The organism is Candidatus Methylacidiphilales bacterium, from assembly GCA_030054035.1.
Taxonomy (GTDB): domain Bacteria; phylum Pseudomonadota; class Gammaproteobacteria; order JASGCS01; family JASGCS01; genus JASGCS01.
In genome coordinates, this window is the sequence record JASGCS010000005.1 from 72,682 (window position 1) to 98,145 (window position 25,464).

Here is a 25,464-nt window from a genome sequence, read left to right on the forward strand (position 1 = left end):
TAACATTATATACTTCACCTTGTATAATAAACAACTTACCATGAACGCCCTACTTCATGCAACCAATCTCAATGTCATTAAAAATCAAATTAAAATTATTGACTCAGTTAGTCTATCTATAATCCCCAAAGATTTTATCACTATCATTGGTCCTAACGGAGCAGGTAAAACAACATTAATAAAAACCCTGATGGGGTTGGAACGGGTATCAAGCGGATCAATCGAAAAGAACCCGTTGTGTAGTTTTGCTTACATGCCACAGGATCAAAAAATTAACCCATCGATTCCAATGAGAGTTGCTGATTATTTAGTGCTTGGTAATAGCCACCCCGACACTACCTTACACAAGGAGTTGCTCAGTAGTTGTGATCTTCACCACCTTCAACATATTCAAATTTCACAGATTTCCAGTGGTGAATTAAAACGAGTTCAATTATGTCGGGTATTGCTTAAAAAACCAGGATTATTATTCTTAGATGAACCCACCCAATACTTAGACTTACCAAGTCAAGCGGCCCTATATAAAATTATTCAAACCTATTATGAAACCTATCCAATAGCTATTGTCATGGTATCACATGACCTACACTGGGTTATGGCAGAGAGTAAACAGGTGCTGTGTTTTTATCATCATATTTGTTGCTCGGGCACCCCAGAAACTGTTGCACAGGATAAGGAATTTATTGAAATTTTTGGCAGTGAATTTGCAGGCACCATGGCGCGATATCGGCATCACCATGATCACACCCACGCTTGATACGATGGAACAATTTTTTGAATTAGTAACTACAGACTTCGTGCTTCTAGCGTTGGTGTCAGCAATTTTATTTTCATGTGTCACTGGAACGATTGGCTGTTTTTTGTTGTGGAGAAACTTATCTTTTCTGAGCGATTCAATGGCGCACAGTACATTTCTTGGCGTTGCGCTCGGATATGTTGTCGCGATCAACCCCACCATATCCTCAATAGCGGTACTGTCAGTTTTTTTAATACTCTTTGTCGTCTTACTTCGCGCGCATACTAACTCACGCGATGCGCTGCTCAGCGCTCTAGCACAGTGGTTTTTTGCCTTAGGTGTTTTAATACTTTCTACCGCAGAGGTGGCAACAAGCAACTTTCAAGCAATGTTGTTTGGAGATCTCTTAAGCGTAACTATTCTTGATCTGTGCTTACTCATGGTAATCGTACTAGTTACTTTAGTGTTCTTATATTTCCACTTTAATAATTTAATCCTAATATCATTTCACTCAGATCTTGCGCTTGCAGAAGGTATTGCGGTAAAGAACATTGAATTAGCGCTTACTTGTATTTGTGGTGTGATTATTGTTTTTGCCATCAAGACGATTGGAATTTTACTGGTTAGTGCCTTAATGGTGTTACCAGCTTTGTATGCCCAGGTAATCGCAGTATCCCCTAAACAATCAGTGCTCATTTCAACGCTAATGAGCGTGCTCATGGTCACTACCGGAATACTACTTTCGCTAGTGTTTAACTTTCCCCCAAGCCCAACCATTGTATTTTGTATGGGCTCTGCATATATGATTCAAAAAATTTATCTTCGACTGGCTAGGTAGGGATTTTTTTAATGCGTTTTCCGACCGGACAGGTATGATGATGTGCGCCAGGTAGTATGCCAATGCCAGTTAACAGTTCCTTGGTTACTTCCTGACCAATAAAGGTGAATTTGCTTTTGAGAATTGCCGTCCATTGCGCGAGCGTGCTACCGCGGTAAGACAGTAACCAAGCTCTGCAAGAGCTGTGGGTTTTTGTTATTTCAAGTATACTCGCAGCATTGTAAATAGTTGCTTTTATCTTGGCTTCACTTCTAATAATGTCTGAGTTATGCAATAACTCATCTATGGTTGGCTTTGTAAATGTAGCTACCTTGGCTATGCAAAAATCACAATAGGCCTTACGCAGAGCTGCTTCTTTAGATAAGATCAACCCCCAATTGAGTCCGGCTTGATGTATCTCCATCGTCAATCTTGCAAAAAATTCGTCATCTGATATCGGAAATCTACCATGGACCTCATCATGGTGCTTCCTATGTAAGCGAGCGTAGGCTGAAGATTTCTCTTCGTGAATTTTGACTGCTTTACAATATGATACAACCATGACTTATGATAAAGTATTAATATGAAAAAGATGTTTCGCGGTTCATTCTACTCCATTATAATCATTATCTTGGTAGCTACATTTGCTATTTTAGTTATTCCATTGTATAGACATTCAACTAGTCAAGAATTACTTGTATTGTTGTGGAATACGAAATTGCCTGATAGTATTGTAAAACGATATCTAGATGAACGAGGTGTCATGATCACGACTATTTCCCCAAAAACTCGAGATGAATTTTTCCGTGAACTAGACAATCGCAACCGTATTGTCTCTCTATCCCAGAAAATTGATTTAATTTTTGCACATGATGAGATTGCGCTTGAACTCGTTCAAAAAGATTACATCAAAGAAGTAAACTCAATCAATATACCTAACTTATCTCAATTAATTCCAGAAGCATTTAACCACTATTACGATCAAAAAGCAACTCTAGTTATTCCGTATAGCGCAGGTCTGATTGGCATCATCCAGGACCTACGCTTTAACCGTCCTCAATTTAAAAAATGGTTAGACGTTGCCGTCAGCTTGTCAAACAATCCTCAAATCACACTTTTGGTGAACACATCAAATGCAACGAGACTTTTAAACCATATAAATGGTAATCGAGATTTTTGCACTGACTCAACCTATGTATTTACTGTAGCTAAAGTAATAGAAAATTCTTTATGGGACTATAATCCTCGAGGATCTCTAAATGAATTAATAAACGCCAATAGTGAATTAACAATTGCAGATAGTGGTATGGGTATAGGTATTATGAGAATCAGCGAGTATTATAAATTTTTCTCATCCCCTGAAGGTGGAATGAAATTTTACACCACTTTAAGTGTGGCAAAATCAAGCTTTAAATCTGAGCAAGCTGAAGATTTTATTAACTTTATGTTCAGCATTAGAAATGCTGTACTTTACACCAATGAAACCAATTTATATCCCATGGTTAAAATTGACAGTAATTTACTAAACAATCAATTGTATCTCAGCGGTGGTTTTACAAACTTTTACAATACCAACGATTCAATACTGCAAAAATGTAGCCCGTTAGAAGAAAATAAGTTAGACTATTCAAAACACTGGAATAAAGTCAAATTACCCTTTGAATAGCATATAATTAAGTATGGTCCAAACCATTAAAAAATCAGTAAACGCACATATTGCTGAACTAACCCTCAACCGACCAGCTATGTTAAATAGTTTTAATGAGGAAATGCATCTTGAGCTCAGAGACTTATTGACATGGTGTCTAGACACTGATGATATAAAGTGCATAATACTCACGGGTGAAGGAAAAGGTTTTTGTGCCGGACAGGATTTGCAAGACCGCGCCACAAAGCCAGGACAAGAAGAGCGAGTGGATTTATCTTTGACTGTTGAGCGACATTATAATCCGCTTATCCGCACCCTAACTTCTATGCCAAAACCAATTATCGCTGCAGTAAATGGGGTAGCTGCTGGAGCTGGTGCAAGCATTGCGCTTGCATGTGATATAGTTATTGCCGCAAAATCCGCTAGCTTCGTCCAAGCCTTTTCAAAAGTTGGTTTAGTGCCTGATTCAGGAGGAACTTGGTCATTACCCAATGCTATCGGCTTACCACGCGCTAGAGCGTTAGCTCTATTAGGCGAAAAACTCCCAGCAGAACGGGCCCATCAATGGGGTCTAATTTGGAATGTTGTGGATGACGACAAACTCTTAGGAGAAGCGAGAGCGGTCGCCTCGATACTTTGCGAACGAGCGCCCTTAGCAATCGCTGAAACCAAGCGGTTAATGCTCGAAGCATGTGGTGATTCGCTACTTAATCAATTAGATAAAGAGAGGGTCGTCATGGGCAAACTTGGATCTAGTAATGACTACCGTGAAGGCGTGTCGGCATTTTTAGAAAAACGCCCTCCTCAATTCAAAGGATCATGACAACAGTGACTCCAGAAGAACTAGCACTTCGTTGCAGTAAAACTATGTGGGAGAAAGATAAAGCCTCTCAACATCTTGGGATATCAATAGTTACTATCAGACCAGGTTCAGCCACTCTGCAGATGCAAGTTACAGAAAAAATGCTAAACGGATATGCAATTTGCCATGGGGGGTATATTTTTGCACTCGCTGACTCATGTTTTGCGTTTTCCTGCAATACTTATAATAATATTACCGTGGCACAAGGTTGTTCAATTGAGTATTTAAAAGCAGTGCCCGTGGACTCTGTACTCGTGGCGACTGGATTTGAACGAAGGCGGAACAAAACAACCGGTGTTTACGATATAGAAGTCCGCATAGAACAAGAACTTATTGCCCTTTTTCGTGGCAAGTCCTTTGCGTTAGGAAAACCAATTTTTTAATTACATAAAATAATTTTTTTAATAAATTAGTGTAAAATATAATTATGAATACATTTGAACAAACAATAGATAAAAAATTAAAAATTGAAGCAGATGATGTTATGCCCGATACATACCGTTCAAGCGTCCTGCGACAAGTAAGCCAACATGCACATTCTGAAGTAATAGGGATGCAACCAGAAGCTTCATGGATCACCAGAGCTCCTTCGCTGCGTAGAAAAACTATCCTATTAGCTAAGGTACAAGATGAGGCTGGCCATGGACAATATTTGTATTGTGTATCTGAATCACTTGGCAGTTCTCGTGAGGCTCAGGTTCAAGCACTCCATGCTTTAACCGCAAAATACTCTTCAATTTTTAATTACCCTACCCCAGAATGGTCCGATATCGGAGCAATTGGATGGCTGGTTGATGGCGCGGCAATAGTTAACCAAGTCTCACTCCAGAGAACCTCATATGGGCCATACGCGAGAGCAATGATTCGTATTTGTAAAGAAGAGAGTTTCCATCAAAGGCAAGGATATGAAATAATGATGGCGCTGGCTCGGGGTACAAGTGAGCAAAAAGCCATGGCTCAACGAGCACTAGATAGATGGTGGTGGCCATCATTGATGATGTTCGGTCCTACAGACCAAAAAAGTACCCACGCCGAACAGTCATTACGATGGGGATTAAAAGTTGAATCTAATGATGTGCTCAGACAGAGGTTCATTGATCAAACAGTACCCCAGGCAGAATACCTCGGATTGACTATTCCAGACGCCAAATTACGCCTAAACGAAAAAACCGGACATTATGATTTTGGTGAAATTAATTGGGAAGAATTTTATCAGGTCATCAGCGGTAACGGTCCATGCAACAAACAACGGATTTCTCACCATCTCAAGGCTCATACCGATGGGGCATGGGTACGCGACGCAATGGCTCATCACCACAACCAATCACAATTTAATAAAATCGCATGAAAAAAAATATCAAAAAAAAACTACCTGTTAAGACTAAAACCAAAAAAAAACAGTCAAAAAAAAACACTGCAATAATTTCATTATTTGAAGTGTTTATAAGACAGCGACGAGGTTTGGCGCATATCCATGTAGGTAGCGTCCATGCCCATGATATCGACCATGCGCTGACACTTGCAAGAGACTGTTATTTACGCCGAGGTGAAGGATTAAGTCTATGGGTAACTCCCGCATCCGCAATACGGGCCAGTACCCAAGAAGAAGTTTCAAGTTTTTATGAGCCCATGCAAGAAAAAGACTATCGTAAAGCAGAATATTACCATATCCCGCAAGAGGTTAAACATCTGTAATGAACTCTGCTACCGAACCACTACTTCGTTCAGTTTGTGCGCTTGGTGACGACTCACTGCTACTTGCGCAACGGCTTGGCGCTTGGTGTTCTTATGGCCCAACGCTAGAAGAAGATATAGCCTTAACTAATACTGGCCTAGATTTTCTAGGACGAGCAAGATTGCTCTATCAACATGCTCATGATTGCAATCCCAAAGAGCAAGGTGAGGATTATTTTGCCTATGTTAGAGATAGCAAGGAATTTTCAAACCATTTAATTTATGAAATGCCAAATGGTGATTTTGCATACACTATGGTACGACAGTATCTCATTGACCTTTTTGAGTCATGGTACTACGCTGAATTACAGAATAGCAACTACCCTCCGCTCGCTGCCATTGCAGCTAAATCGCTAAAAGAAATCACATACCATCTCAAGCGTAGCGTTTATTGGATACATGTACTAACTAACAGCACCAAAGAAGCAAAAACACGATTTAATCATGCTTGGAGCTCGCTCTTTCCGCTTTCAGCACAACTGTTTTCAGACCGTGAATATGAAGTCACATTAATTCAGCAAAATCTGCTCCCCTCAAGGCAAAAATTATCCACAACCTACTATCGTGAAGTGAAACAATTTATTACCCACTGTGGATGTAACGCACCGCAACGATTACGAAGCGCTTCATTTACATTGCAACATCATGAAGATTTTGAATCCTTAATTTCGGAAATGAGATATATAACTAACACAATGCCTAACTGTAAATGGTAAACATAGATTCATTTGATGCGTTAATTAACGCCACACGATCAGTATGTGACCCAGAACTACCAGGGGTCACCATCCATGATTTAGGAATTCTACGAAACATTACGAGAGATGGCAATACTGTCACCATTACTATCACCCCGACATATTCAGGCTGCCCTGCAGTAGAAGCCATCATGCAGGATGTGTACAGCGCAACAAAAAGTTATGGGCAGTTCATCGTGAAGGTGGAAATAGCAATTAGTCCGGCCTGGAATACTTCCATGGTAACAGATTCGGGTAGGAAAGCTCTTGCTCAGCTCGGCATAGTGCCGCCTCCAAAAGACACAAACACGGTTAGTTTTTTGCAATGTCCAAGATGTCAATCAAAAACAATATCCTGTATTAATGCCTACTCTTCTACCGCTTGTAAGTCACTCTATCGATGCTTAGCATGCCATGAACCATTTGAACTTTTTAAACAACTCGCATGAAACAAAAAGACTCTACCTACCTCCCTCTCACCGTTACTGCCATAGATAAAAGCACTCCTGACAGTGTCTTAATCACGCTACAACCACGAGAAAACGCACAGTCGGGGTTCAACTTTCGAGCTGGGCAGTTTCTTACCTTTATTTTTCCAAATCTCAAAAACTCTCCAGTTCGTTCCTACTCACTATGCTCTCTGCCAGAAAGTAAAATCCTCACCGTCGGGGTGCGAGTTCAACCCCAAGGTATAGCTTCGTCATGGTTAGGCAGTAGTGTTTCTGTAGGGGACACATTACAATCTCTAACTCCTCGAGGAAATTTTCAACTCAATAAACCAACCCCGCACGGACATGCACTATTTATTGCTGGTGGAAGTGGCATAACTCCTATTTACCCAATGCTTTCAGAATACTTGCGAAACTCAAAATACGCTAGTGCTACATTGCTATACTCCAATACTACTAGTGAACGAATAATGTTACAAGAAGAAATAGCATTTCTTAAAAATACTTACCTAGGACGATTACAAATTATTAACTTTTTTAGTCGCGAACCCCAAGCAGTTGAGATATCTAATGGGAGATTGACCGGAGAGGTTTTAACAAAATTAATTAAAAATAATTATATCCCATCAATCAAAAATATTGATCACGCGTATTTATGTGGGCCAAGTCAAATGATTGAATCGTTAATTAAAATTTTAAGGTCATTAGCAATGCCATTAAAATCAATTTCATCAGAATTATTTACCAACACCAACCAGTACATCCCTCCTTATTTTAGTAAGCAAGCTGCAGCCGGTGCAACCATAGAGATCCAGCACCTCGGTCGTACCAGAAGTATCAGCAACACCTCTGCACAGAAAAGTGTACTGCAGCAAGGATTAGAGCAAGGACTGGAATTGCCGTATTCTTGTAAAGCTGGTGTATGCTCAACTTGTAAAGCAAAAGTTATTTCAGGTGAATTCGTTCGGGGACTTGATCATGTCCTTAGTGAAGATGAGAAGAAAAGAGGATATGTTCTTACCTGTCAAACCTTTACCAACGACAAACTGCTTTCCGTATCATTTGATGATGTGTAGTTCACCATTCCATGAAAAAATCACTCGCTGATATAATAGAACATAGTTGTAAAATTCAACGAACGAATCATAAAACCACTTGTCAAAGTATGTTGGTTTCATTTTTTGGAGATGTTCTAGCAGTTCATGGTGGGGTTATATCACTCAATAGCCTCGTAGGTATGTTTAAAAAATTTGGCTACACTGAACAAACTACAAGAATAACCATCTATCGACTGCAAAAAGATGGCTGGATTACTAGCAATAGACTTGGGAAAAATAAATTCGTAAGCTTTAGTTCAGTTGCCTATGCTCAATATCACGAAATTAGTAAACGGCTCTACGGTAGCCACCAAACTACCTTTGAAAATACATGGATAGTAATCTTTGCGCCTCTGCTAAACAATAAAAAGCTCTACTTACTAAATTCACGATTACAATGGCTCGGCTACTGTGCAATATTACCGAGGTGTTATATTAGGCAAAGTAGCAATATTAAGCAAATTATAGAAATTCTAGATGAGTATGACCTTAACGATAAAACCATTGTGCTCTCTGGAACACTTGAAGATATTACCAAACATAATTTAATCTTTTCTGTGTTACCTCAAAAATTACAAATACAAACACTAAATAAACGCTATCAGCAATTTATCAACTATTATCTACCTATTGCCGATTTTATTCCTAAATTTGCTGAACTAAAAGATACCCACCATGTACAACTTAGAATTTTTCTATTAAATGATTTTAGAAAGATACAATTACGCGATCCATGTCTACCTAGCTCATTTCTTTCATCAAATTGGATTGGCTATCGGGCAAGGCAACTCTTTAATCGTCTATATAGCGCTACGGCAAAACTATCTTCAGAATATATTAGCAAGACGCTACGCAATGAACAAGGCTACTTACCTGAAGCTTCAATAGAATTTAAACAAAGATTACAATAAAGCCATGATTACAATAACTTACCATAATTCACTTGCCATTATTTCATGCGATCACCCTCCAGTAAATACTATAAATCAAGCAATAAGAAAAGGTCTAATCAGTAATATCCAAGCAGCTCGTGAGCAAGGAGCTAAAGCGATTCTCATTCGTTGCAAAGGCAAAACTTTTTTCTCTGGGGCAGATTTAAATGAATTTGATTTTGAAAACCCTCCATCACCAACCCTTCCTGATGTGATTAGCGCCATGCAAACCTGCCCTATCCCGATTATCGTATCCTTACATGGGACCACCTTTGGGGGAGGATTGGAAATTGCCATGGCGGCGAGCTATCGCATCGCAGAAAAACAAACCAAGCTAGGATTACCGGAAACATCGCTCGGCGTGATTCCAGGCGCTGGTGGAACACAACATTTACCTCGCTTAATCCCATTGGAGCAATCAATTACCATGATACTAGAAGCAAAGCCAATAGATGCCACCACCGCACTAGAACTTGGATTACTTGATAAAGTAACCGAGCATGAAACTTTTGAGCAAGACGCTCTTGAATATAGTTTATTAATCGCAAACCAGTCATCTCCTCGCAAAGATTGCAGTCAAATTCAACCGCAAACTATATCAGTAGAAAAACAAAATGAATTAATCAGTAACGCTAAGACCACCATAGCAAAAAAATACAAGGGGCACATTGCTCAATGTAAAGCATTAGAACTGATCCAAGACGCATATCGACTTCCCTATCTAGAAGCAAGGGCAAAAGAACGGCAAGTATTTTTAGAGCTAAGAAAAAGTCTCCAGAGCAAAGCTCTACGCCATGTATTTTTTGCAGAACGAAATGTCGCAAAAGCAACACAAAAGAAAAACATCACAAGCATCATTGTTATTGGTGGTGGAACCATGGGTAGAGGCATAGCGTTAGCATGCGCAGGAGCCTCTGTAACAACACATCTTTTTGATATTAACAACGAAATCCTCAAACAAGCTCAAACTTCTATTACCCAAACAATCACCACACAAGAAGAGAAAAATCTTATCACAAAACAACAAGCGCAGCAGACACTCTCACACCTCCATTACAATTCTAGCTTACCCCAAGAAATTAATCCTACCATGTGCATAGAAGCGGTTATAGAAGATCCAAGCATTAAGAAAACAATCTTTGCACAATTACAGGCATCATACCCTCAGGCTATCATTGCCTCAAATACATCTTACCTAGACCTAGAAGCTATTACCGAGACAATGCCAAGTAGCACCTCATGTGTCGGATTACATTTTTTCAACCCAGCCGATCGCATGAAACTTCTAGAAATTATAAAAATTAAAAAAACCAACCAAGATACCCTAGACTATTGTCTAACTCTAGCCTCTTTGCTAAAAAAAATTCCCATAGTAGTGAACCATTGTTTTGGATTTGCTGCCAATAGACTCTACACCGTCTACAATGCTGAAAACAATCTTATGCTTTTAGAAGGGATGAGCCCAGAAATAATAGATCAAGCGTATCTAGATTTTGGTATGGCTATGGGACCATGTGAGGTGCTTGATAGTTCGGGTATAGATGTGGGTTATCTCGGCAGGAAAAATAATCCTAATCCACCCCAAGATCCCAGATACTTTGCCGCAATTAATTCTCTCGCGCAGCATTCTTTATTAGGTAAGAAAACTAATGCAGGATTTTATCTCTATCAACAAGGTAAAAAAACTGGAGTTAATCCAAGAGCACTAGAACTAATCAAAGCACAGGCCGATATACTGGGTGTTAGTCCAAATCTCACAGCACTAGAACAAATCCCAGTACGATCCTTTACAAAAGTATGTGCAGAAGCAAATCAAATGATCCAAGAAGGAATCATAGACAATCAGCAAGCGGTTGATTTACTATGGATACATGGGTATGGCTACCCCCGCATTAAAGGCGGGCCTATGTTTTCATTCAACAATACTCTATAAACCTTCAGAGCGTTTTACCATTGCTGCATGGCCTTCTCGGTCAATAGTAGCACGGGGACTTTTATCCAGTAAAGCGACCACGATCGCAACTGTCAAAACAATTGGCAAGGTAATAATAGTAGGGTAATCAAAAGGTATTATTGCTTCTTCAAAGTGAAATATATCAACCCAAACTTTTGGTCCCACCACAATCAAAACAAAAGATGCAAGTAAACCTACAATACCAGAAACTAACGCTGCTCTGGTGGTAAAATTCTTCCAGTACATAGTAAGCATTAAGAGTGGAAAGCAAACATTAGCCGAAAGCACTAATGGAAAAACTGCAGTGATAGCTACATTTTGATTTTCAAACAACAATCCAAACACAATCCCTAATAAACACACTATTAAAATTACAAATCTAGATAACTTTAATTCAAAATCAGGATCTGGTTTGCCCTTTTTAATAACTTCAGCATAGAGATCATGCGCCACAGTCGCCGCCCCACTGATACTTAAACCTGCGACCACGGCAATAATGGTCGCAAAAGCAACTGCAGAAATAAATGCAAGCAACATAGGCCCGCCTACTACACCTGCAAGATGAATAGGGGTCATATTACTCCCACCAATAAGTTTGCCATTAGCAAATAATTCAGGATGTTGGTATAACATCGCTATAGAACCATACCCTAATACCACCATTAAGAGAAAAAAGAAGCTCATAAATATTGATGCCCAAAAAGCACTGCGACGAGCTTGTTTCATATCTGGGACAGTAAAAAAACGCATCAGGATATGCGGTAATCCTGCAATACCAAAAACCATAGAAAGCAATACACTAGCAACCTGTTTCCAATCACTATACAATAACCCTGGTGAGAGTATATCAATTGACTTTGGATGGACTAATACTGCCGTTGTAAACAAAGCTTCAAAAGAAAAATTAAACTCTGCTAACACTAATAATACTATTACCGTTGTTCCGCCAAGCAACAGGACTGCTTTGATAATTTGCACCCAGGTAGTAGCAAGCATACCTCCAAAAAAAACATACATCAAGACTAACAACGCAATAACACATAGCGCAACCCAATACTCTAAACCAAACAATATTTGAATCAGCTTACCTGCACCAACCATTTGGGCAATCAAATAAAATACTACAATAAACAAAGTAGTAACAACAGAAAACATTCTTAACCTACGAGGCTCAAAACGAAAGGTAACCACATCCACAAAGGTATGCTTACCTAAATTCCTAATCCGTTCCGCCATTAAAAAAAACACCACACCCCAGGCTGACACTGCTCCGAGACCAAACAATAATCCATCAAAACCAAATAAAAACACCAATCCCGTAACACCGAGAAAAGAAGCTGCGCTTATAAAATCACCAGCTATCGCTAAGCCATTTTGAAAACCAGATAATTTACCACCCGCAGTATAAAAATCTTCCTTAGTCTTTGTTCGTTTTGCCGCATAGTAGCTAATCAACAATGACATTACGACAAAGCCAATAAACATTACTATCGTACCACTCATCTTGCACCACCAAAACGAACAGGAAGAACAATATACAAACCTTCTAGCACAACCAACATTACAATAATGCCCATATACCATTTAATACTAAAAAACGAATCAAACACGAACAGCTCCTTAACCGCAGGAACAAACAATAGTACAAAACTAAAAATCACCATCAGTGATGCTAACGACCATATAATTCTTTTCATAACTCTCCTCTATATAAAAAACAAGGGCAACCCATTATAAGTTGCCCTTGATAAACACTAACTAACCTTAAAACTTATATTCAAGAGTAATACCACTCATTCTTGGTAAGCCTGGTACACCTTGTGCGCCATTACCTACGCTATAAGTATGAATGACATGATAGGTATCAAAAATATTATTCACCCAAAGAGACACTTCAAAATCTTTTTCTTTAGATTCCCAAGATAATCTTGCATTAGCTAATGTACGAGCCCAACGATTTGCAAGAGGATTAGAAAAATCCGTAGTTGTTTCACTTAAATAATTAAAATCAAGCGAAGCAGAAACTACAGACTGGTCATTTTGTACAGAATTATACAATACACCCATATCCCACTTTACTTCAGGAGTTTCATACAGGGTTCTTCCTTTAAGATTAACCCCATTAAATAGTAATTGATCTGAAGTGTATTCACTATCAATTAGTGAGAGCGATGCGTTAAATATAACCGATTCAACAGGAATCCAAGTAATTTCTAATTCAATACCTCTAGATACCGCATCTGCAGCATTGAATGTTGAAAATACTCCAAATGAAGATGTCAATCCATACTTAGCTTGAGATGCTGGACTAGCTGGTCCAAATTGTTGAATCTGTAAATTTTTGTAAAGATTATAAAATAGTGAGAAATTAACCCTAGTATTTCCACTAACATCTGCTTTCACACCAAGTTCATAGCTATCAGCAGTTTCAGGTTTTAGCTCTATGAATACTTGTGGCACGGCAGGAGCAGCTGGAAAACCACCACTCTTAAACCCTCTAGCATAGGACAGATAAAAATTCGTACCATCTGGATCACTGTACGCAAAGACTAGCTTAGGTGAAAAATCATTCCATGAAGCACTTTTCTTTGCCGAAAAACAACCGTTGATTGGCTCACAAGATTTTATACCATCCCATTTGGTTGATAGAGATCCTGAAGGAGAAATAATAAATGGGAACCGAGATCCATCTACTGATAAAGAATCAATAACTTTTTCATCCACAGTGTATCTTCCGCCAATCTTCACACTCCAGTTGTCGCCAATATCAATATCAAACTGTGAGAATACGGCATAGCTAGTAGTTTCATTGGTTTGTCTATACCAATCCTGATCGCAACCACCAATTGTTGTAGATGTAAAATAGATATTATAATTATTCTGATTACAAGTAGCGGCAGATAAACCAAAATTCACATCATCAGTTCGAGTAAATCCTTCAAAACGATCTGTATCTTCTAAATAGTACCAAAGTCCAACCACATAAGAATACCCATCGCCTTTACCATTAAATCTAAATTCTTGCGAGGTTTGTTTGGTCTTATCATAAATATTATCAATAAGAGCTCCAGTAATAACATTAGTTACAAGATTTGGAATATCACTAGGAACGCAAGGGACACTAGGAGGAACTGAATTAGGACCTGATTTATTAGGTGTTAGACACAAATAAAAAGATCCCCCACCAACTGAGTCCATTTCCCAATCTACTACGCTACTACGAATCGCTGTAATAGAAGTAAAAGTAGTATCGCTATCAATTTCAGAGGTTACTTTTATGCTTGTACCCTCGGCATCTCGTTTGGCAAATCCATCAACTGCAGACGCATTACAATACTGACGATCAATACCAGAAGGAGCACATTTTTGATTATACAAAGCATTGTAAGAACCTAATGATAAACCACTTAACGAAATTCTACCCATATCATTGATATCAATGGTGTTTTTATCATAGTTGATTAAAACATCTGCATCATCACCTTTTGCATAAATACTTAAGCGATAGTTAGTTGAGTTTTCATCTTGTAATTTTTTTGTGTTGTTGTTATACCATTTGTCTGGTTGCACATAGTAATCTTTAATCCAACCATCTCTAGTTTTTTGCTGTGCTGAAAGTTTAATCGCAGCTTCATTTTCTACGAGAGGTATTGAAACTAAAAATCCATAGTCTCTTTTGTTGTAGGTACCTGCAGTAATTTTTAAACTACCTGAAACTTTGTCTAGTGAAGGTTTCTTAGTTATTATATTAATTGCACCACCAAGGGTATTTCTACCGTATAGGGTACCTTGTGGTCCGCGAAGTACCTCAATTCGTTCTAGGTCTCCCATTTCAAAGTTAATGTTAGAAACTCTACCAAGGTAGACTTCATCTTGAAATATCGCAACAGAGCTTTCTGTACCTGCTCCATCATCGTTAGATGAAACACCTCTGAGTGAAATAATGTTTTGACCTGGTGAAAATGGCGCAAAAACTAACGAAGGAGTTTTAAGCGCAATTGCTGTTAGGTCATGGATGTCAGATCTGTTAATTACAGATTCAGTTAGTGCTGTTATGGCAACTGGAACTGATTGTAAGTTTTCAGATTTTCTTTGTGCTGTTACAGTCACTTCTTCAAGTGTGCTTTCAGCTGCGAATGTTACACTCCATGACAGTGCCATAGTGAGTGCGGTTATTATTAGTGTTACTTTTTTCATAAGTTTACCTCCTGGTTTTTATAAATTTTTTACACATTTCTTCATTACAATTTTATACTACATTTTATTCAATTTGTCAACTCTAATTTAAATATTTTTTTAAATATTTTCATTGATCTGAACTAATGTAAGTATATCATACATTGCAACTAATACACTGTGCTGATTAAATAATTGGACATACCATACCACCACCCCAGTTTTTTTATTATCCCCTTCTTTTTTAGGCTTCTCAATCTTGCGTTTTACCGTTATTGTGGCTTGAATAGTATCGCCAATACCGACTGGTTCAATAAATCTCAAGTTATCCATGCCATAGTTTGCTAACACTGGGCCTAGGTTTGGCCAGACGAAAAGACCTGCAGCCATTGAAACGAGGTAATACCCATGGGCAACTCTTTTACCAAACAATGAACTGGCTGTCGCAGTTTCGTCAAAATGGGCATAAAAGTGATCGCCCGTTAGGCAGCCAAAATTAACTATGTCGGCTTCTGTAACTGTTCTCTTGTGAGTGGTGAGTGAATCTCCAATGTGTAGCTCATTAAAATATTTTCTAAATGGATGTTTGATATCCTCATGGGTAATCGCACCTTGATAGTATTCTTGTGTAACGCTAGTGAGGTCTGTTGGTGTGCCTTGCAGTGCTGTCCTCTGCATATAATATTTAATTGAACGAACTCCACCTAATTCTTCCCCCCCACCTGCTCTACCGGGACCACCATGCACTAATGGAGCAAGTGGCGACCCATGCCCTGTAGATTCTTTTGCGGTTAATTCATTAATAAGTAATAATCGTCCATGGTATGGTGCAATGCCCAAGGTAAGCTGTTGCTGTTCTTCAGGTTGTGTAGATACAATACTAGCGACTAGACTACCTTCACCTTTATTGGTGAGGGCGATAGCTTGGGAAATATTTTGATATGGAATAACGGTGCATACCGGCCCAAACGCCTCAATTGAATGCAGCTCGGATGCCTCAGGGTTTTTCGCAATGAGAACTACTGGCGCCATAAAGCCACCTTTATCTTCTGAACCTTCTATAACCGTGATAGGAGACTGAATCAATATATCCGCAGATTGTCTGAGTAGCGCTACCTGTTCTTGCACTTCTCGTCTTTGCGTAAGTGAGACGAGAGGGCCGAGGTGAACTTTTCCTTTTTCCACTTGATATCCAGCTGGTGCGATTTGTACTCTTTGTAATTGTTGCTCTAGCTCGGTTTGAAAAGGTTTGACAAAGTCTTCATGAATGATGACCCTTCGTATTGCGGTACATTTTTGGCCTGCCTTAGCGGTAAGCTCACGAAGAACTTCCTTAACACCCAAACTAAATGCTACTGTACCCGGCCGTGCAGACTCACCAAAGACTATAGCATTAAGCGAGTCAGCTTCTTTGTTTATTTTGACATTGTGATGGATAAGATTTTGATTAGAAGCAATAGTTTTTGCTGTGGATGCGGAGCCAGTAAAGGTTACGGTATCCTGACCATCTAGATGATCTAAAAGAGAATGAATATTTCCAATCAAAAGTGAAAGACTGCCCTTAGGTAAACAGTTGACTTCTTGGATAAGTTTCATTAAGGCAAAGGTTAAATAAGAAGTTTGGGTGGCGGGTTTAATGATTGACGGAACACCTGCAATGAATGTAGGTGCAAACTTTTCAAGCATACCCCAGATTGGGAAATTAAATGCATTAATATGTACTGCAACTCCAGTTTTTGGTGTCAAGATATGCCTAGCAACAAAGCTTCCACTTTTAGATAAAGTTTCAAGATTTCCTTCGGTAATAAAAGGCTGGTCAGGCAATTCCCTGCGCGCAATACTTGAAATACTTAACATGGTGCCTATCCCACCTTCAATATCAACCCAACTATCGGCCCTGGTGGCACCAGTATAGGTAGAAACCTTATATAATGTCTCTTTCTGCTCTAGTAATGCTAAACCCAGCTGTTTAAGTAATAGCGCCCTTTGATGTATGGTTAATGCACGAAGAGTGGGGTTACCAACAGATTTGGCATAGGAGATACAGTTTTGCACCTCTGAATCACTGATATGAGCAAAGCTAGCCACTGGTACGGAAGAATTAGCGTCAATTAATTCCTGTGATTTGGTTCCTGAAATAAATTTGTCATTTACAAAACTTTTAATTTCTATCATATCTTCCCTCTATTGTTAACAATTCTTTTAATTTGATATATCATATTGTATTATAATTATGACTATGTTTCTAGACAAGATTGAATCAGCATCTGAGAAAGAATTACAAGCACTTCAACTCGAGCGATTAAAAGGCACCATTCATCATGCCTACCACAATAATCCTTTTTGGAAAAAACACTTTGATCAACATAAGGTCGGTCCTGATACAATCAAATCACTTTCTGATTTGGCTAAGTTTCCATTTTTAGTTAAAGAGGATTTACGCAAACAATACCCATTCGGAATGTTTTGTGTCCCGCAAAAAGAAATATCAAGGATACATGCTTCAAGTGGTACCACGGGATCTCCAACAGTCGTGGGTTATACGAAACACGATATTGATGATTGGGCAAATGTAGTAGCAAGAAGTATTTTTACTGCAGGTGGTAGGCCAGGTGATATAGTGCAGGTCTCTTATGGATACGGACTATTTACTGGAGGACTAGGAGCGCATTACGGAGCTGAACGATTAGGTTGTGTAGTAGTGCCTCATTCAGTCGGTCAAACAGAACGACAGATAAAGTTACTTAAAGATTTTCAATCTAAAATTATAATGGTTACTCCTTCATATCTACTCACCATTGCAGATGCTATGGATAGTTGTGGGGTGCGCAAAGAAGAGTTGGGTTTGCGTATTGGTATATTAGGAGCCGAACCATGGACATTTGCCATGCGTGAAGAGATTGAAAGAAGAATCGGTATTGACGCTCTAGACATTTATGGATTATCAGAAGTTATTGGTCCTGGTGTTGGGCAAGAATCTAGCCTCCATAAAGGCACCACGATACTATGGGAAGATTATTTTTATCCTGAAATTATTGACCCAGATGGGAATGTATTACCAATGGGAGAGAGTGGTGAATTGGTGTTCACTTCCTTACGAAAACAAGCAATGCCCATAATTCGCTATCGTACTAGAGATATAACAAAACTCAACCCACCTTCCCATGGCCGATGTATGAGGAGCATGGATAGAATAGTTGGAAGAAATGATGACATGATGATAATTCGCGGGGTAAATGTGTTTCCATCGCAACTAGAAGAGCAAATTATTACTTGTAATGGTTTGCGAGCAAATTATCAAATCCAACTCTACAAAAAAGATCGGCTTGATATGCTTCTATTACAAGTAGAGTCAGAGCATGCTGGGGTAGATATCAATACCATCAAAAATGAATTAGTAAAAAAAATTAAGACCTTTGTTGGCATTCAAGTTGAAGTCTCAATAGTTCCAAAAGACAGTTTGCCAAAATCAGAAGGTAAAGCAAAAAGAGTAACAGACAAAAGAGGAGAATAACACTATGAGTAAAAAAATAATTGTAATTTCATTATTAGCAAGCATGATGTATCTTGGAGGATGCGCTGACAAAAGCAAAACAAATCCAGTAGCAACAAAGATTGAATCTCTGCAGCAACAATATGAAACAGTCAAACAATACAATAGCTTTTTAGAAATTGATTTTGATAATGTAAAGAATCAAGCAAAAGCTTTAGACGCACAACCTATCAAAGGGGCGTTGCATGGCTTAACTATTGCTGTAAAGGATAATATTGACGCTTTGCCATATCACACCACAGCAGGCACTAAGGCCTTTGCAGGATACAAACCGACAAAAAACGCTTCTACAGTTCAAAGATTAGTAGATCAAGGCGCACTTATGGTTGGTAAAACTAATATGCATGAATTAGCATTTGGGATCACGAACATTAATGCAAGCTACGGCACCGCACATAACGCAATAAATTTTGATTACATAGCTGGTGGGAGTAGCGGCGGTACTGCTGTAGCAGTTGCCCTAGGATTAGTTGATGCTGGATTAGGTTCTGATACAGGGGGTTCAGGCAGAATACCGGCTGCTTTTAACGGAGTGGTTGGTTTTAGACCTACAACAGGTAGATACGCAAACGACGGTCTTGTGCCAATTTCTCCTACCCGAGATACTGTTACCATAATGGCAAAAACGGTGGATCTGGTAAGGACTTTAGACGCCGTCCTTTCTGGTACTAAGCCTTCTTCCAAAAAATTTAAGCCCGAAGAGATTTCTTCAATTACCATTGGGATACCTAGGAATTATTTTTACGAATCACTAACTCCTGAAGTTTCACAAAATATTGAACTTGCCATTGCAATCTTAAAACGATTAGGAGCTAAGATTGTTGAGGCGCCCTTACCAGGTGTTGGTGAATTAAATGAGAAAATTAGTTTCCCAATTGTATTATTTGAATCAGGAAAAGGATTTAACGAACTGCTCGCTACCTACGCACCAAATCTAACTAACCCCAAGGACTTTTTGAACAATGTTCAATCTCCGGATGTTCGTGCAACATATGAAAAGTTTATTATTCCTCATGGTATTCCAGAATCTGTCTATACCGATGCTATCGCAAATAAACGACCTGAGTTACAAGCTCTTTATAAAAAATATTTTGAAGAGCATAAAATTGATATTATCTTGATTCCAGTAACTCCTAGTCAAACAATTCCTATAGCAGGAAATGAAGAACAATTTAAGCTAAATGGCAAAATGGTGCCTACGTTTCAGACTATGATTAAAAACATGGATCCTTCAAGCAATGCAGGGATTCCTGGGATAGCCATTCCGTTTGGAAAAACATTAACTGGTATTCCTATTGGTATTGAGCTAGAATCTTTTGAAGGTAACGATGAGTATTTACTTGCCGTAGCGGAACTGATACTTAGCTTACTTCAAAAAGAATCAACTCCTTAAACCTTTTTAAGGAGTACTGCGACTCCTTGCCCGACACCAACACACATGGTGGCGATGCCGTAGGTGAGAGATTTAAGTTTGAGCTCAAGCGCAAGGGTTCCAATTAATCTTGTTCCACTCATACCGAGCGGGTGACCGAGTGCGATGGCACCTCCATTTGGATTTACCCTAGGGTCATTATCACTAATACCCAGCTCACTTAGACAAGCTAATACCTGGCTGGCAAACGCTTCATTAATTTCAAAAAGATCAATCTCATCAATTGATAATCCGGTTTTTTTAATGAGCGCCCTGCAAGCATCACGCGGACCGATGCCCATTATATTTGGCTCAACCCCACTTCGGGCGACGGCAACTATTTGTGCAATGGGATTTAGTGAAAATTGCTTTATCGCAGCTTGGTTTGCTAATAATGTCATTGCGGCCCCATCATTAACTCCACTCGCATTCCCTGCGGTTACCGTGCCATGAGTAAATAAAGGTGACAGACTCTGCAACTTCTCAAGCGAGGTGTCTTGGCGCGGATGTTCGTCAATTAAAAAATCTATGGAACCACCTTTACCACCACCTTTAGAACTGGGAATTTTTACTGGAGTAATTTCCTCTGCAAAACGGCCTTGTTTAAATGACTGTGCGTATTTTTGTTGCGATGCAAAAGCAAACTCATCTTGTCTTTCTCTGGAAATAGCAAATCTTTTTGCAACCTCCTCACCAGTTTCAGGCATGCTTAAGGTGCCAAACTGCTCTGCGATTTTTTTATTGATAAAACGCCAGCCAATGGTTGTGTCGTACATTGTGGCTTCTCTAGAAAAAGCAGTTGGAGATTTACCAAGTACAAATGGTGCACGAGTCATGCTTTCTACACCACCAGCTAAAAACATCCAACCATCTTGGGCTTTGATACTGGCACTTGCAAAAGCAACTGCGTCCATACCTGATGCACATAGTCTATTAATGGTAGTCGCGCTCACTGAGATTGGCAATCCGCTGAGTAACACGGCCATCCGAGCCACGCATCGATTGTCCTCACCAGCTTGATTCGCGCATCCTGCTAATACATCGCTAACGGTACTCCAGTCAACACTTGGATTTCTTGTCATAAGAGCTTGTATCGTGATCGCAAGTAAATCATCAGGCCTAACTGATGCTAAACTTCCGTTATAACGACCAATTGCGGTGCGTTGGTAATCACAAATAAATGCTCCTTCAATTAATGACATGTTACAATTTCCTAATAATATGATATAACATGTTACATTATGAATAAAAAATTTGCATCACACGCTGATACTGAAGAAAAAAATATCCATTTTACCAAGCTGTCTGATCGAGCTTATGCCTACACCGCAGAAGGTGATCCTAACACTGGGATTATCATTGGCGACAAAGAAGTGCTAGTCATAGACACCCAAGCAACTCCTATCATGGCGCAGGATGTTATTGCCAGAGTCGCAGGCGTTACTGACAAACCTATCCGTCATGTGCTCCTTACACACTATCACGCTGTTCGTGTTTTAGGTGCGAGTGCTTACTCACCAGTAAGTATTATTGCATCGCAACCTACTTTTGAATTAATTTGCGAACGAGGTGAGCAAGATTACAAAAGTGAGGTAGGTAGATTCCCTAGACTATTTAGAGGGGTGGATTCTGTACCTGGATTAACTTGGCCCACCCATGTCTTTAGCAATGCAATGAAATTTTTTATGGGCAAGACCCGCGTTGACATTTCAAACCCAGGTCGAGGTCACACCAAAGGCGACACGATAGCTTGGTTAGAACAAGAACGAATTTTATTCTCAGGTGATCTTGTTGAGTATGGTGCAACTCCATATAGTGGTGATGCCTATCATCGCGACTGGCCTTCTACATTAGATAAACTTCTCGCATTACAACCTGAGATGCTCGTACCTGGCCGAGGCGAAGCGGTAATTGGTAAAAAGAAATGTATAGAAGCTATTGAAGGCACTAGAGAATTTGTGCAGGCCATGTTCTCAAGCGTGGAAGCTGGGAAGAAAAAAGGTAAATCCTTGTCTGAGTGTTATATTGACGCCTACACCACTTTGGCACCAAAATACAAACAATGGGTTATCTTTGAGCATTGCTTGCCTTTTGACATTACCAGATGTTTTGATGAAGCTGGTAACGAATATCCCGACCCAAGAATTTGGACTGATAGTAGAGATCAAGACATGTGGCACTCATTACAATCAGCGTTAGATACGGTAAATAAAACCTAACTAACTAGTATGCCAATCACGGATTTTTCATTTACCACCTATGAAAGCACGGTACATGAAGATTTAGATAACCAAACAACACGAACCGTTCCGGTAATAATTGTTGGCGCAGGGCCGAGTGGATTAACGCTTGCGCTTGAATTGGCGGCCCAACAAATCCCTTCAGTAATAATTGATAAAGACTCCACAGTTAGCTTTGGCTCACGGGCGATTTGTTATAGCAAAAGAACTTTAGAAATTCTAGGACGACTTGGGATTGGCAAAAAACTTCTAGCCAAAGGAGTTAGATGGAATGATGGTTCAGTATTTTTACAAAATTCCCTGATCTACAAATACCGATTAGTAAATGAAAAAGATTTTCAGATGCCGGCATTTATTAATTTACAACAATATTATCTTGAAGATTACCTGGTGCAGGCAGTTTTGATGCAGCCACTTATTTCTCTTAGATTTGAAGAATCGGTTTCAAATCTTGTCGCGCACAGGTCTGGATCCATTGTCACCGTCACTTCACAGAAGGGAACCTACCAACTTGCGTGCCAATATCTCATCGCTGCAGATGGGACAAACAGCACGATTAGATCGATGATGAATCTTCATCCGGTAGGAGAATCTTTTGAAGATTATTTTTTAATTTGTGATGTAAAAACTTCAACTACCTACACCAATGAAAGAATCTATTGGTTCAATCCTTCTTTTTACCCCCAAGGCTCAGTATTGCGCCATCAACAACCAGACAAAGTTATTAGAATTGATTTTCAACTTGGTCCACATTGCAATCCTGAAGTAGAAAATCAGCCTGCGCAAGTGGCAAAATATCTTAATGCCATGCTTGGTGAGAACGGCTGGTCACTTGAATGGTCAAGTATTTATAAATTCAGGTGTCGCAGGCTTTCTTCCTTTGTGCACAACAATGTTATATTTCTCGGTGATAGCGCACATCAAGTTTCACCATTTGGAGCACGAGGCGCAAATGGAGCAATTGCAGCTGCTCAAAACCTCGGATGGAAACTAGCAAGAGTACTGAAAAAAATCGCGCCTAAAAAACTTCTTCAGTCATACGATGAGGAGCGAGGCTATGCTTCAGATATTAATATACTCAATTCTACTAGATCGGCATTGTTTATTAGCCCCCTCAACCAAACTTGTCAAACCATACGAGATTCGGTGCTTTCTCTCGCAAAAAACCACTCTGCAGTTCAGCCCCTAGTAAATAGTGGCAGATTATCAGAGCATTGTGATTACCCCGCCAGCACGCTAAGCGACCAGCAAGATGGTTGTTGGTTGATGCAGGACGCTCCGCTCACTCATCAAGGAAAAAATAAATGGTTACATAATGTACTTTCAAATAAATTCACTTTACTGTCTTACCTGTTACCCCACAATAAAACTATTGAAACCTATTGTCAAAACCATGGCGATCTTAACTATCTCGTCATAGGGAAAAACGCAAATCAATATCTTGACAGAAAAAAATTACTTCCAAATCGATTACGGTTGCAAGAACCCTGCCTGTTATTAATTAGACCCGACCAGTATCGCTGTGCAAGCTTTAAGAGCTTTAATCCAAGTCAGGTTTCACGAGCGTACAATCGTGCGATTGGGAGACTTTCATGAAAAAAATATCTAGCTCGGTCTTTACCCGAGAATCCGGTGATGAATTTTTATACCAACTTTCTCGGGCCATTGACAAAGTGCCTCAGCCACAGAGAGAGGCTTTTTTAAGCAGGCTGGTCATTCTTCTCGCAATATCCAGCCACGATAGTCAAAGCAAACTTGATGCGATCACTCTTGCACTGAAAGATATTTCAATTTAAGGTTTTTTAAATTTTTTTGAAAACCCTTGCCAGCATTGGTGATATTCTTTTTGCCTAGCTGAAGTGTCGAGTGCAAACAAGGTTGGGAATAAAGTATATCTCGTCTCTACCATAAACGCCATGGTACCGAGTAAATGAACTGGCTTTAACTCGCTTTCACTTCCATGCGTATGGGCCTGCACATCAGGGCCATGGGGTGTCATGGTATTATGCAAACTCATGCCACCAGGAATAAATCCATCGGGTTTTGCGTCATACACTCCATGAATTAATCCCATCCACTCACTCATACAATTACGGTGAAACCATGGAGGTCTAAAAGTGTTTTCCGCAACCATCCAGCGCGGTGGAAAAATCACAAAATCAATATTAGCCACACCTGGTGTATCACTTTGTGAAGTTAGCACAGTGAAAATTGAAGGGTCAGGATGATCATAAGAAACAGTATTTATGGTGTTGAACAGTTGTAAGTTATATTTGTATGGTGCGCTATTCCCCACCCATGCAACAACATCCAACGGGGAATCTTGCAGAGCTGTCTCAAAAAATAAGCCGGCAATTTTTCTAATTAACTTGCAATCACCAATTCCCTCCTCATACCAAGCCTGTGGATATAAAAAATCTCGATCATTAGCAAAGCCATCCGATCCGATTGGACCACGCTCAGGAAGGTCTAATGGCGCACCGTAATTTTCACAAAGATAGCCCGCTGCTACCGAACCACCTTTGCAGTTAACTGAGAATACCATACCACGCGGAATTACAGCAATTTCTAAAGGAGCTAATTCTAACACCCCACATTCAGTTTTAATAATGAGATCACCTTGGTGGGGGATAAAAAGCATCTCCGCATCAGCATTAACAAAATACAATCGCTCATTATTTTTAGAAAATTGATACAGACTAACTGCAGTACCTATTTGTGTTCTCGTGTCACCTGCGATAGCGACAGTTCTAATAGAAGACAGGAAATCAATTTGCTTTTGTGCTGGTGGAATCGGATCCCAGCGCATTGCACGAGGATCGTACTCAGCGAGTTCCTCATCGCTCCCAATACCTGCCGTTCGCCAATTTGGGTACTGGTTCGCTAGCCGTTGCATTTCACTTCGTACCACTGAAGGTAACATTCGGTAAAACCAACTTCTTCGGTTTTTTGCGCGAGGTGCGGTAAAGGCAGTAGAAGAAAATTTTTCGGCATAAAGCCCTAGTGGGGGTTTTTGAGGAGAAAAACAACCGAGTGGTAGTGCTCCGACCACCGCTTCGCTGCTATGCTCATTGCCAAACCCAGTTAAATAACTTACTTTCATCATTCAATTATATTA

24 protein-coding genes are annotated in these 25,464 nt (G+C 39.6%); 17 read left to right on the forward strand and 7 right to left on the reverse strand.

Going from position 1 to position 25,464, the window contains the following annotated elements; all coding sequences use genetic code 11:
* Positions 1 to 40: 40 nt before the first annotated feature.
* Both QM538_04975 and QM538_04980 read left to right on the forward strand, forming a co-directional pair.
* The gene (locus QM538_04975) at positions 41 to 757 is read left to right on the forward strand and encodes a metal ABC transporter ATP-binding protein (GenBank protein ID MDI9347836.1); all 717 of its coding nucleotides are present in this window, start codon (positions 41 to 43) and stop codon (positions 755 to 757) included.
* Positions 699 to 1,574 carry a metal ABC transporter permease gene (locus QM538_04980; GenBank protein MDI9347837.1) on the forward strand — a complete coding sequence of 292 codons (876 nt, stop codon included), beginning with the start codon at positions 699 to 701 and terminating at the stop codon, positions 1,572 to 1,574. The genes QM538_04975 and QM538_04980 overlap by 59 nt, the downstream gene beginning before the upstream one ends.
* Here the strand turns inward: QM538_04980 and QM538_04985 are convergent.
* Complete coding sequence (locus QM538_04985) at positions 1,567 to 2,115, reverse strand: DNA-3-methyladenine glycosylase I (GenBank protein MDI9347838.1); 549 nt, start codon at positions 2,113 to 2,115, stop codon at positions 1,567 to 1,569. The two genes, QM538_04980 and QM538_04985, sit on opposite strands and share 8 nt — an antisense overlap.
* A gap of 21 nt (positions 2,116 to 2,136) precedes the next feature.
* Here QM538_04985 and QM538_04990 point away from each other — a divergent pair, with 21 nt between their 5' ends.
* The 10 genes from QM538_04990 to QM538_05035 are packed head-to-tail and all read left to right on the forward strand — an operon-like array spanning position 2,137 to position 10,945.
* Complete coding sequence (locus tag QM538_04990; protein ID MDI9347839.1) at positions 2,137 to 3,219, forward strand: hypothetical protein; 1,083 nt, start codon at positions 2,137 to 2,139, stop codon at positions 3,217 to 3,219.
* Positions 3,220 to 3,232: 13 nt separating this feature from the next.
* Positions 3,233 to 4,024, forward strand: a complete 792-nt coding sequence (gene paaG / locus QM538_04995; protein ID MDI9347840.1) for a 2-(1,2-epoxy-1,2-dihydrophenyl)acetyl-CoA isomerase PaaG — start codon at positions 3,233 to 3,235, stop codon at positions 4,022 to 4,024.
* Positions 4,021 to 4,446 carry a hydroxyphenylacetyl-CoA thioesterase PaaI gene (gene paaI, locus QM538_05000; protein ID MDI9347841.1) on the forward strand — a complete coding sequence of 142 codons (426 nt, stop codon included), beginning with the start codon at positions 4,021 to 4,023 and terminating at the stop codon, positions 4,444 to 4,446. The genes paaG and paaI overlap by 4 nt, the downstream gene beginning before the upstream one ends.
* Before the next feature lie 44 nt (positions 4,447 to 4,490).
* A complete protein-coding gene (gene paaA, locus QM538_05005; protein ID MDI9347842.1) occupies positions 4,491 to 5,411 on the forward strand; it encodes a 1,2-phenylacetyl-CoA epoxidase subunit A in 921 nt (306 codons plus the stop codon).
* Complete coding sequence (paaB, locus tag QM538_05010; protein MDI9347843.1) at positions 5,408 to 5,758, forward strand: 1,2-phenylacetyl-CoA epoxidase subunit B; 351 nt, start codon at positions 5,408 to 5,410, stop codon at positions 5,756 to 5,758. Before paaA ends, paaB begins: the two co-directional genes overlap by 4 nt.
* Positions 5,758 to 6,513, forward strand: coding sequence for a phenylacetate-CoA oxygenase subunit PaaC (gene paaC, locus QM538_05015; GenBank protein ID MDI9347844.1), 756 nt, complete (start codon positions 5,758 to 5,760; stop codon positions 6,511 to 6,513). The genes paaB and paaC overlap by 1 nt, the downstream gene beginning before the upstream one ends.
* Complete coding sequence (paaJ, locus tag QM538_05020) at positions 6,507 to 6,983, forward strand: phenylacetate-CoA oxygenase subunit PaaJ (GenBank protein MDI9347845.1); 477 nt, start codon at positions 6,507 to 6,509, stop codon at positions 6,981 to 6,983. Before paaC ends, paaJ begins: the two co-directional genes overlap by 7 nt.
* On the forward strand, positions 6,980 to 8,059 hold the full coding sequence (locus QM538_05025) for a 2Fe-2S iron-sulfur cluster-binding protein (protein MDI9347846.1): 1,080 nt from the start codon (positions 6,980 to 6,982) through the stop codon (positions 8,057 to 8,059). The genes paaJ and QM538_05025 overlap by 4 nt, the downstream gene beginning before the upstream one ends.
* 11 nt (positions 8,060 to 8,070) lie before the next feature.
* Positions 8,071 to 8,991, forward strand: a complete 921-nt coding sequence (locus tag QM538_05030) for a PaaX family transcriptional regulator C-terminal domain-containing protein (protein ID MDI9347847.1) — start codon at positions 8,071 to 8,073, stop codon at positions 8,989 to 8,991.
* 4 nt (positions 8,992 to 8,995) lie between these two features.
* Positions 8,996 to 10,945 carry a 3-hydroxyacyl-CoA dehydrogenase NAD-binding domain-containing protein gene (locus QM538_05035; GenBank protein MDI9347848.1) on the forward strand — a complete coding sequence of 650 codons (1,950 nt, stop codon included), beginning with the start codon at positions 8,996 to 8,998 and terminating at the stop codon, positions 10,943 to 10,945.
* Here QM538_05035 and QM538_05040 read toward each other — a convergent pair.
* From QM538_05040 to paaZ, 4 genes are all read right to left on the reverse strand, one after another.
* Positions 10,940 to 12,469 (reverse strand): hypothetical protein, encoded by a 1,530-nt coding sequence (locus tag QM538_05040; GenBank protein ID MDI9347849.1) that lies wholly within the window; start codon positions 12,467 to 12,469, stop codon positions 10,940 to 10,942. The genes QM538_05035 and QM538_05040 overlap by 6 nt on opposite strands.
* Complete coding sequence (locus tag QM538_05045) at positions 12,466 to 12,663, reverse strand: hypothetical protein (GenBank protein ID MDI9347850.1); 198 nt, start codon at positions 12,661 to 12,663, stop codon at positions 12,466 to 12,468. The genes QM538_05040 and QM538_05045 overlap by 4 nt, the downstream gene beginning before the upstream one ends.
* Positions 12,664 to 12,730: 67 nt before the next feature.
* Entirely contained in the window at positions 12,731 to 15,163 is a 2,433-nt protein-coding gene (locus QM538_05050; protein MDI9347851.1) for a TonB-dependent receptor, read from the reverse strand.
* A 99-nt stretch (positions 15,164 to 15,262) separates the two neighbouring features.
* Positions 15,263 to 17,317, reverse strand: a complete 2,055-nt coding sequence (gene paaZ / locus QM538_05055) for a phenylacetic acid degradation bifunctional protein PaaZ (GenBank protein MDI9347852.1) — start codon at positions 17,315 to 17,317, stop codon at positions 15,263 to 15,265.
* A gap of 64 nt (positions 17,318 to 17,381) precedes the next feature.
* Here paaZ and QM538_05060 point away from each other — a divergent pair, with 64 nt between their 5' ends.
* Positions 17,382 to 18,656, forward strand: a complete 1,275-nt coding sequence (locus QM538_05060) for a phenylacetate--CoA ligase (GenBank protein MDI9347853.1) — start codon at positions 17,382 to 17,384, stop codon at positions 18,654 to 18,656.
* A 4-nt stretch (positions 18,657 to 18,660) separates the two neighbouring features.
* Positions 18,661 to 20,088 (forward strand): amidase family protein, encoded by a 1,428-nt coding sequence (locus tag QM538_05065; protein ID MDI9347854.1) that lies wholly within the window; start codon positions 18,661 to 18,663, stop codon positions 20,086 to 20,088.
* Here the strand turns inward: QM538_05065 and QM538_05070 are convergent.
* Positions 20,085 to 21,308, reverse strand: a complete 1,224-nt coding sequence (locus QM538_05070) for an acetyl-CoA C-acyltransferase (protein ID MDI9347855.1) — start codon at positions 21,306 to 21,308, stop codon at positions 20,085 to 20,087. The two genes, QM538_05065 and QM538_05070, sit on opposite strands and share 4 nt — an antisense overlap.
* Before the next feature lie 39 nt (positions 21,309 to 21,347).
* Between QM538_05070 and QM538_05075 the strand changes: the two genes are divergently transcribed.
* From QM538_05075 to QM538_05085, 3 genes are read left to right on the forward strand one after another with little or no spacing between them, the layout of a single operon-like run.
* Positions 21,348 to 22,325: an MBL fold metallo-hydrolase gene (locus tag QM538_05075; GenBank protein MDI9347856.1), complete on the forward strand. Its 978-nt coding sequence runs from the start codon at positions 21,348 to 21,350 to the stop codon at positions 22,323 to 22,325.
* Between the two features lie 9 nt (positions 22,326 to 22,334).
* Positions 22,335 to 23,942 carry an FAD-dependent monooxygenase gene (locus QM538_05080; GenBank protein MDI9347857.1) on the forward strand — a complete coding sequence of 536 codons (1,608 nt, stop codon included), beginning with the start codon at positions 22,335 to 22,337 and terminating at the stop codon, positions 23,940 to 23,942.
* A complete protein-coding gene (locus tag QM538_05085) occupies positions 23,939 to 24,142 on the forward strand; it encodes a hypothetical protein (GenBank protein MDI9347858.1) in 204 nt (67 codons plus the stop codon). Before QM538_05080 ends, QM538_05085 begins: the two co-directional genes overlap by 4 nt.
* Here QM538_05085 and hmgA read toward each other — a convergent pair.
* Positions 24,139 to 25,452 carry a homogentisate 1,2-dioxygenase gene (hmgA, locus tag QM538_05090; GenBank protein ID MDI9347859.1) on the reverse strand — a complete coding sequence of 438 codons (1,314 nt, stop codon included), beginning with the start codon at positions 25,450 to 25,452 and terminating at the stop codon, positions 24,139 to 24,141. The genes QM538_05085 and hmgA overlap by 4 nt on opposite strands.
* Positions 25,453 to 25,464: the final 12 nt, after the last annotated feature.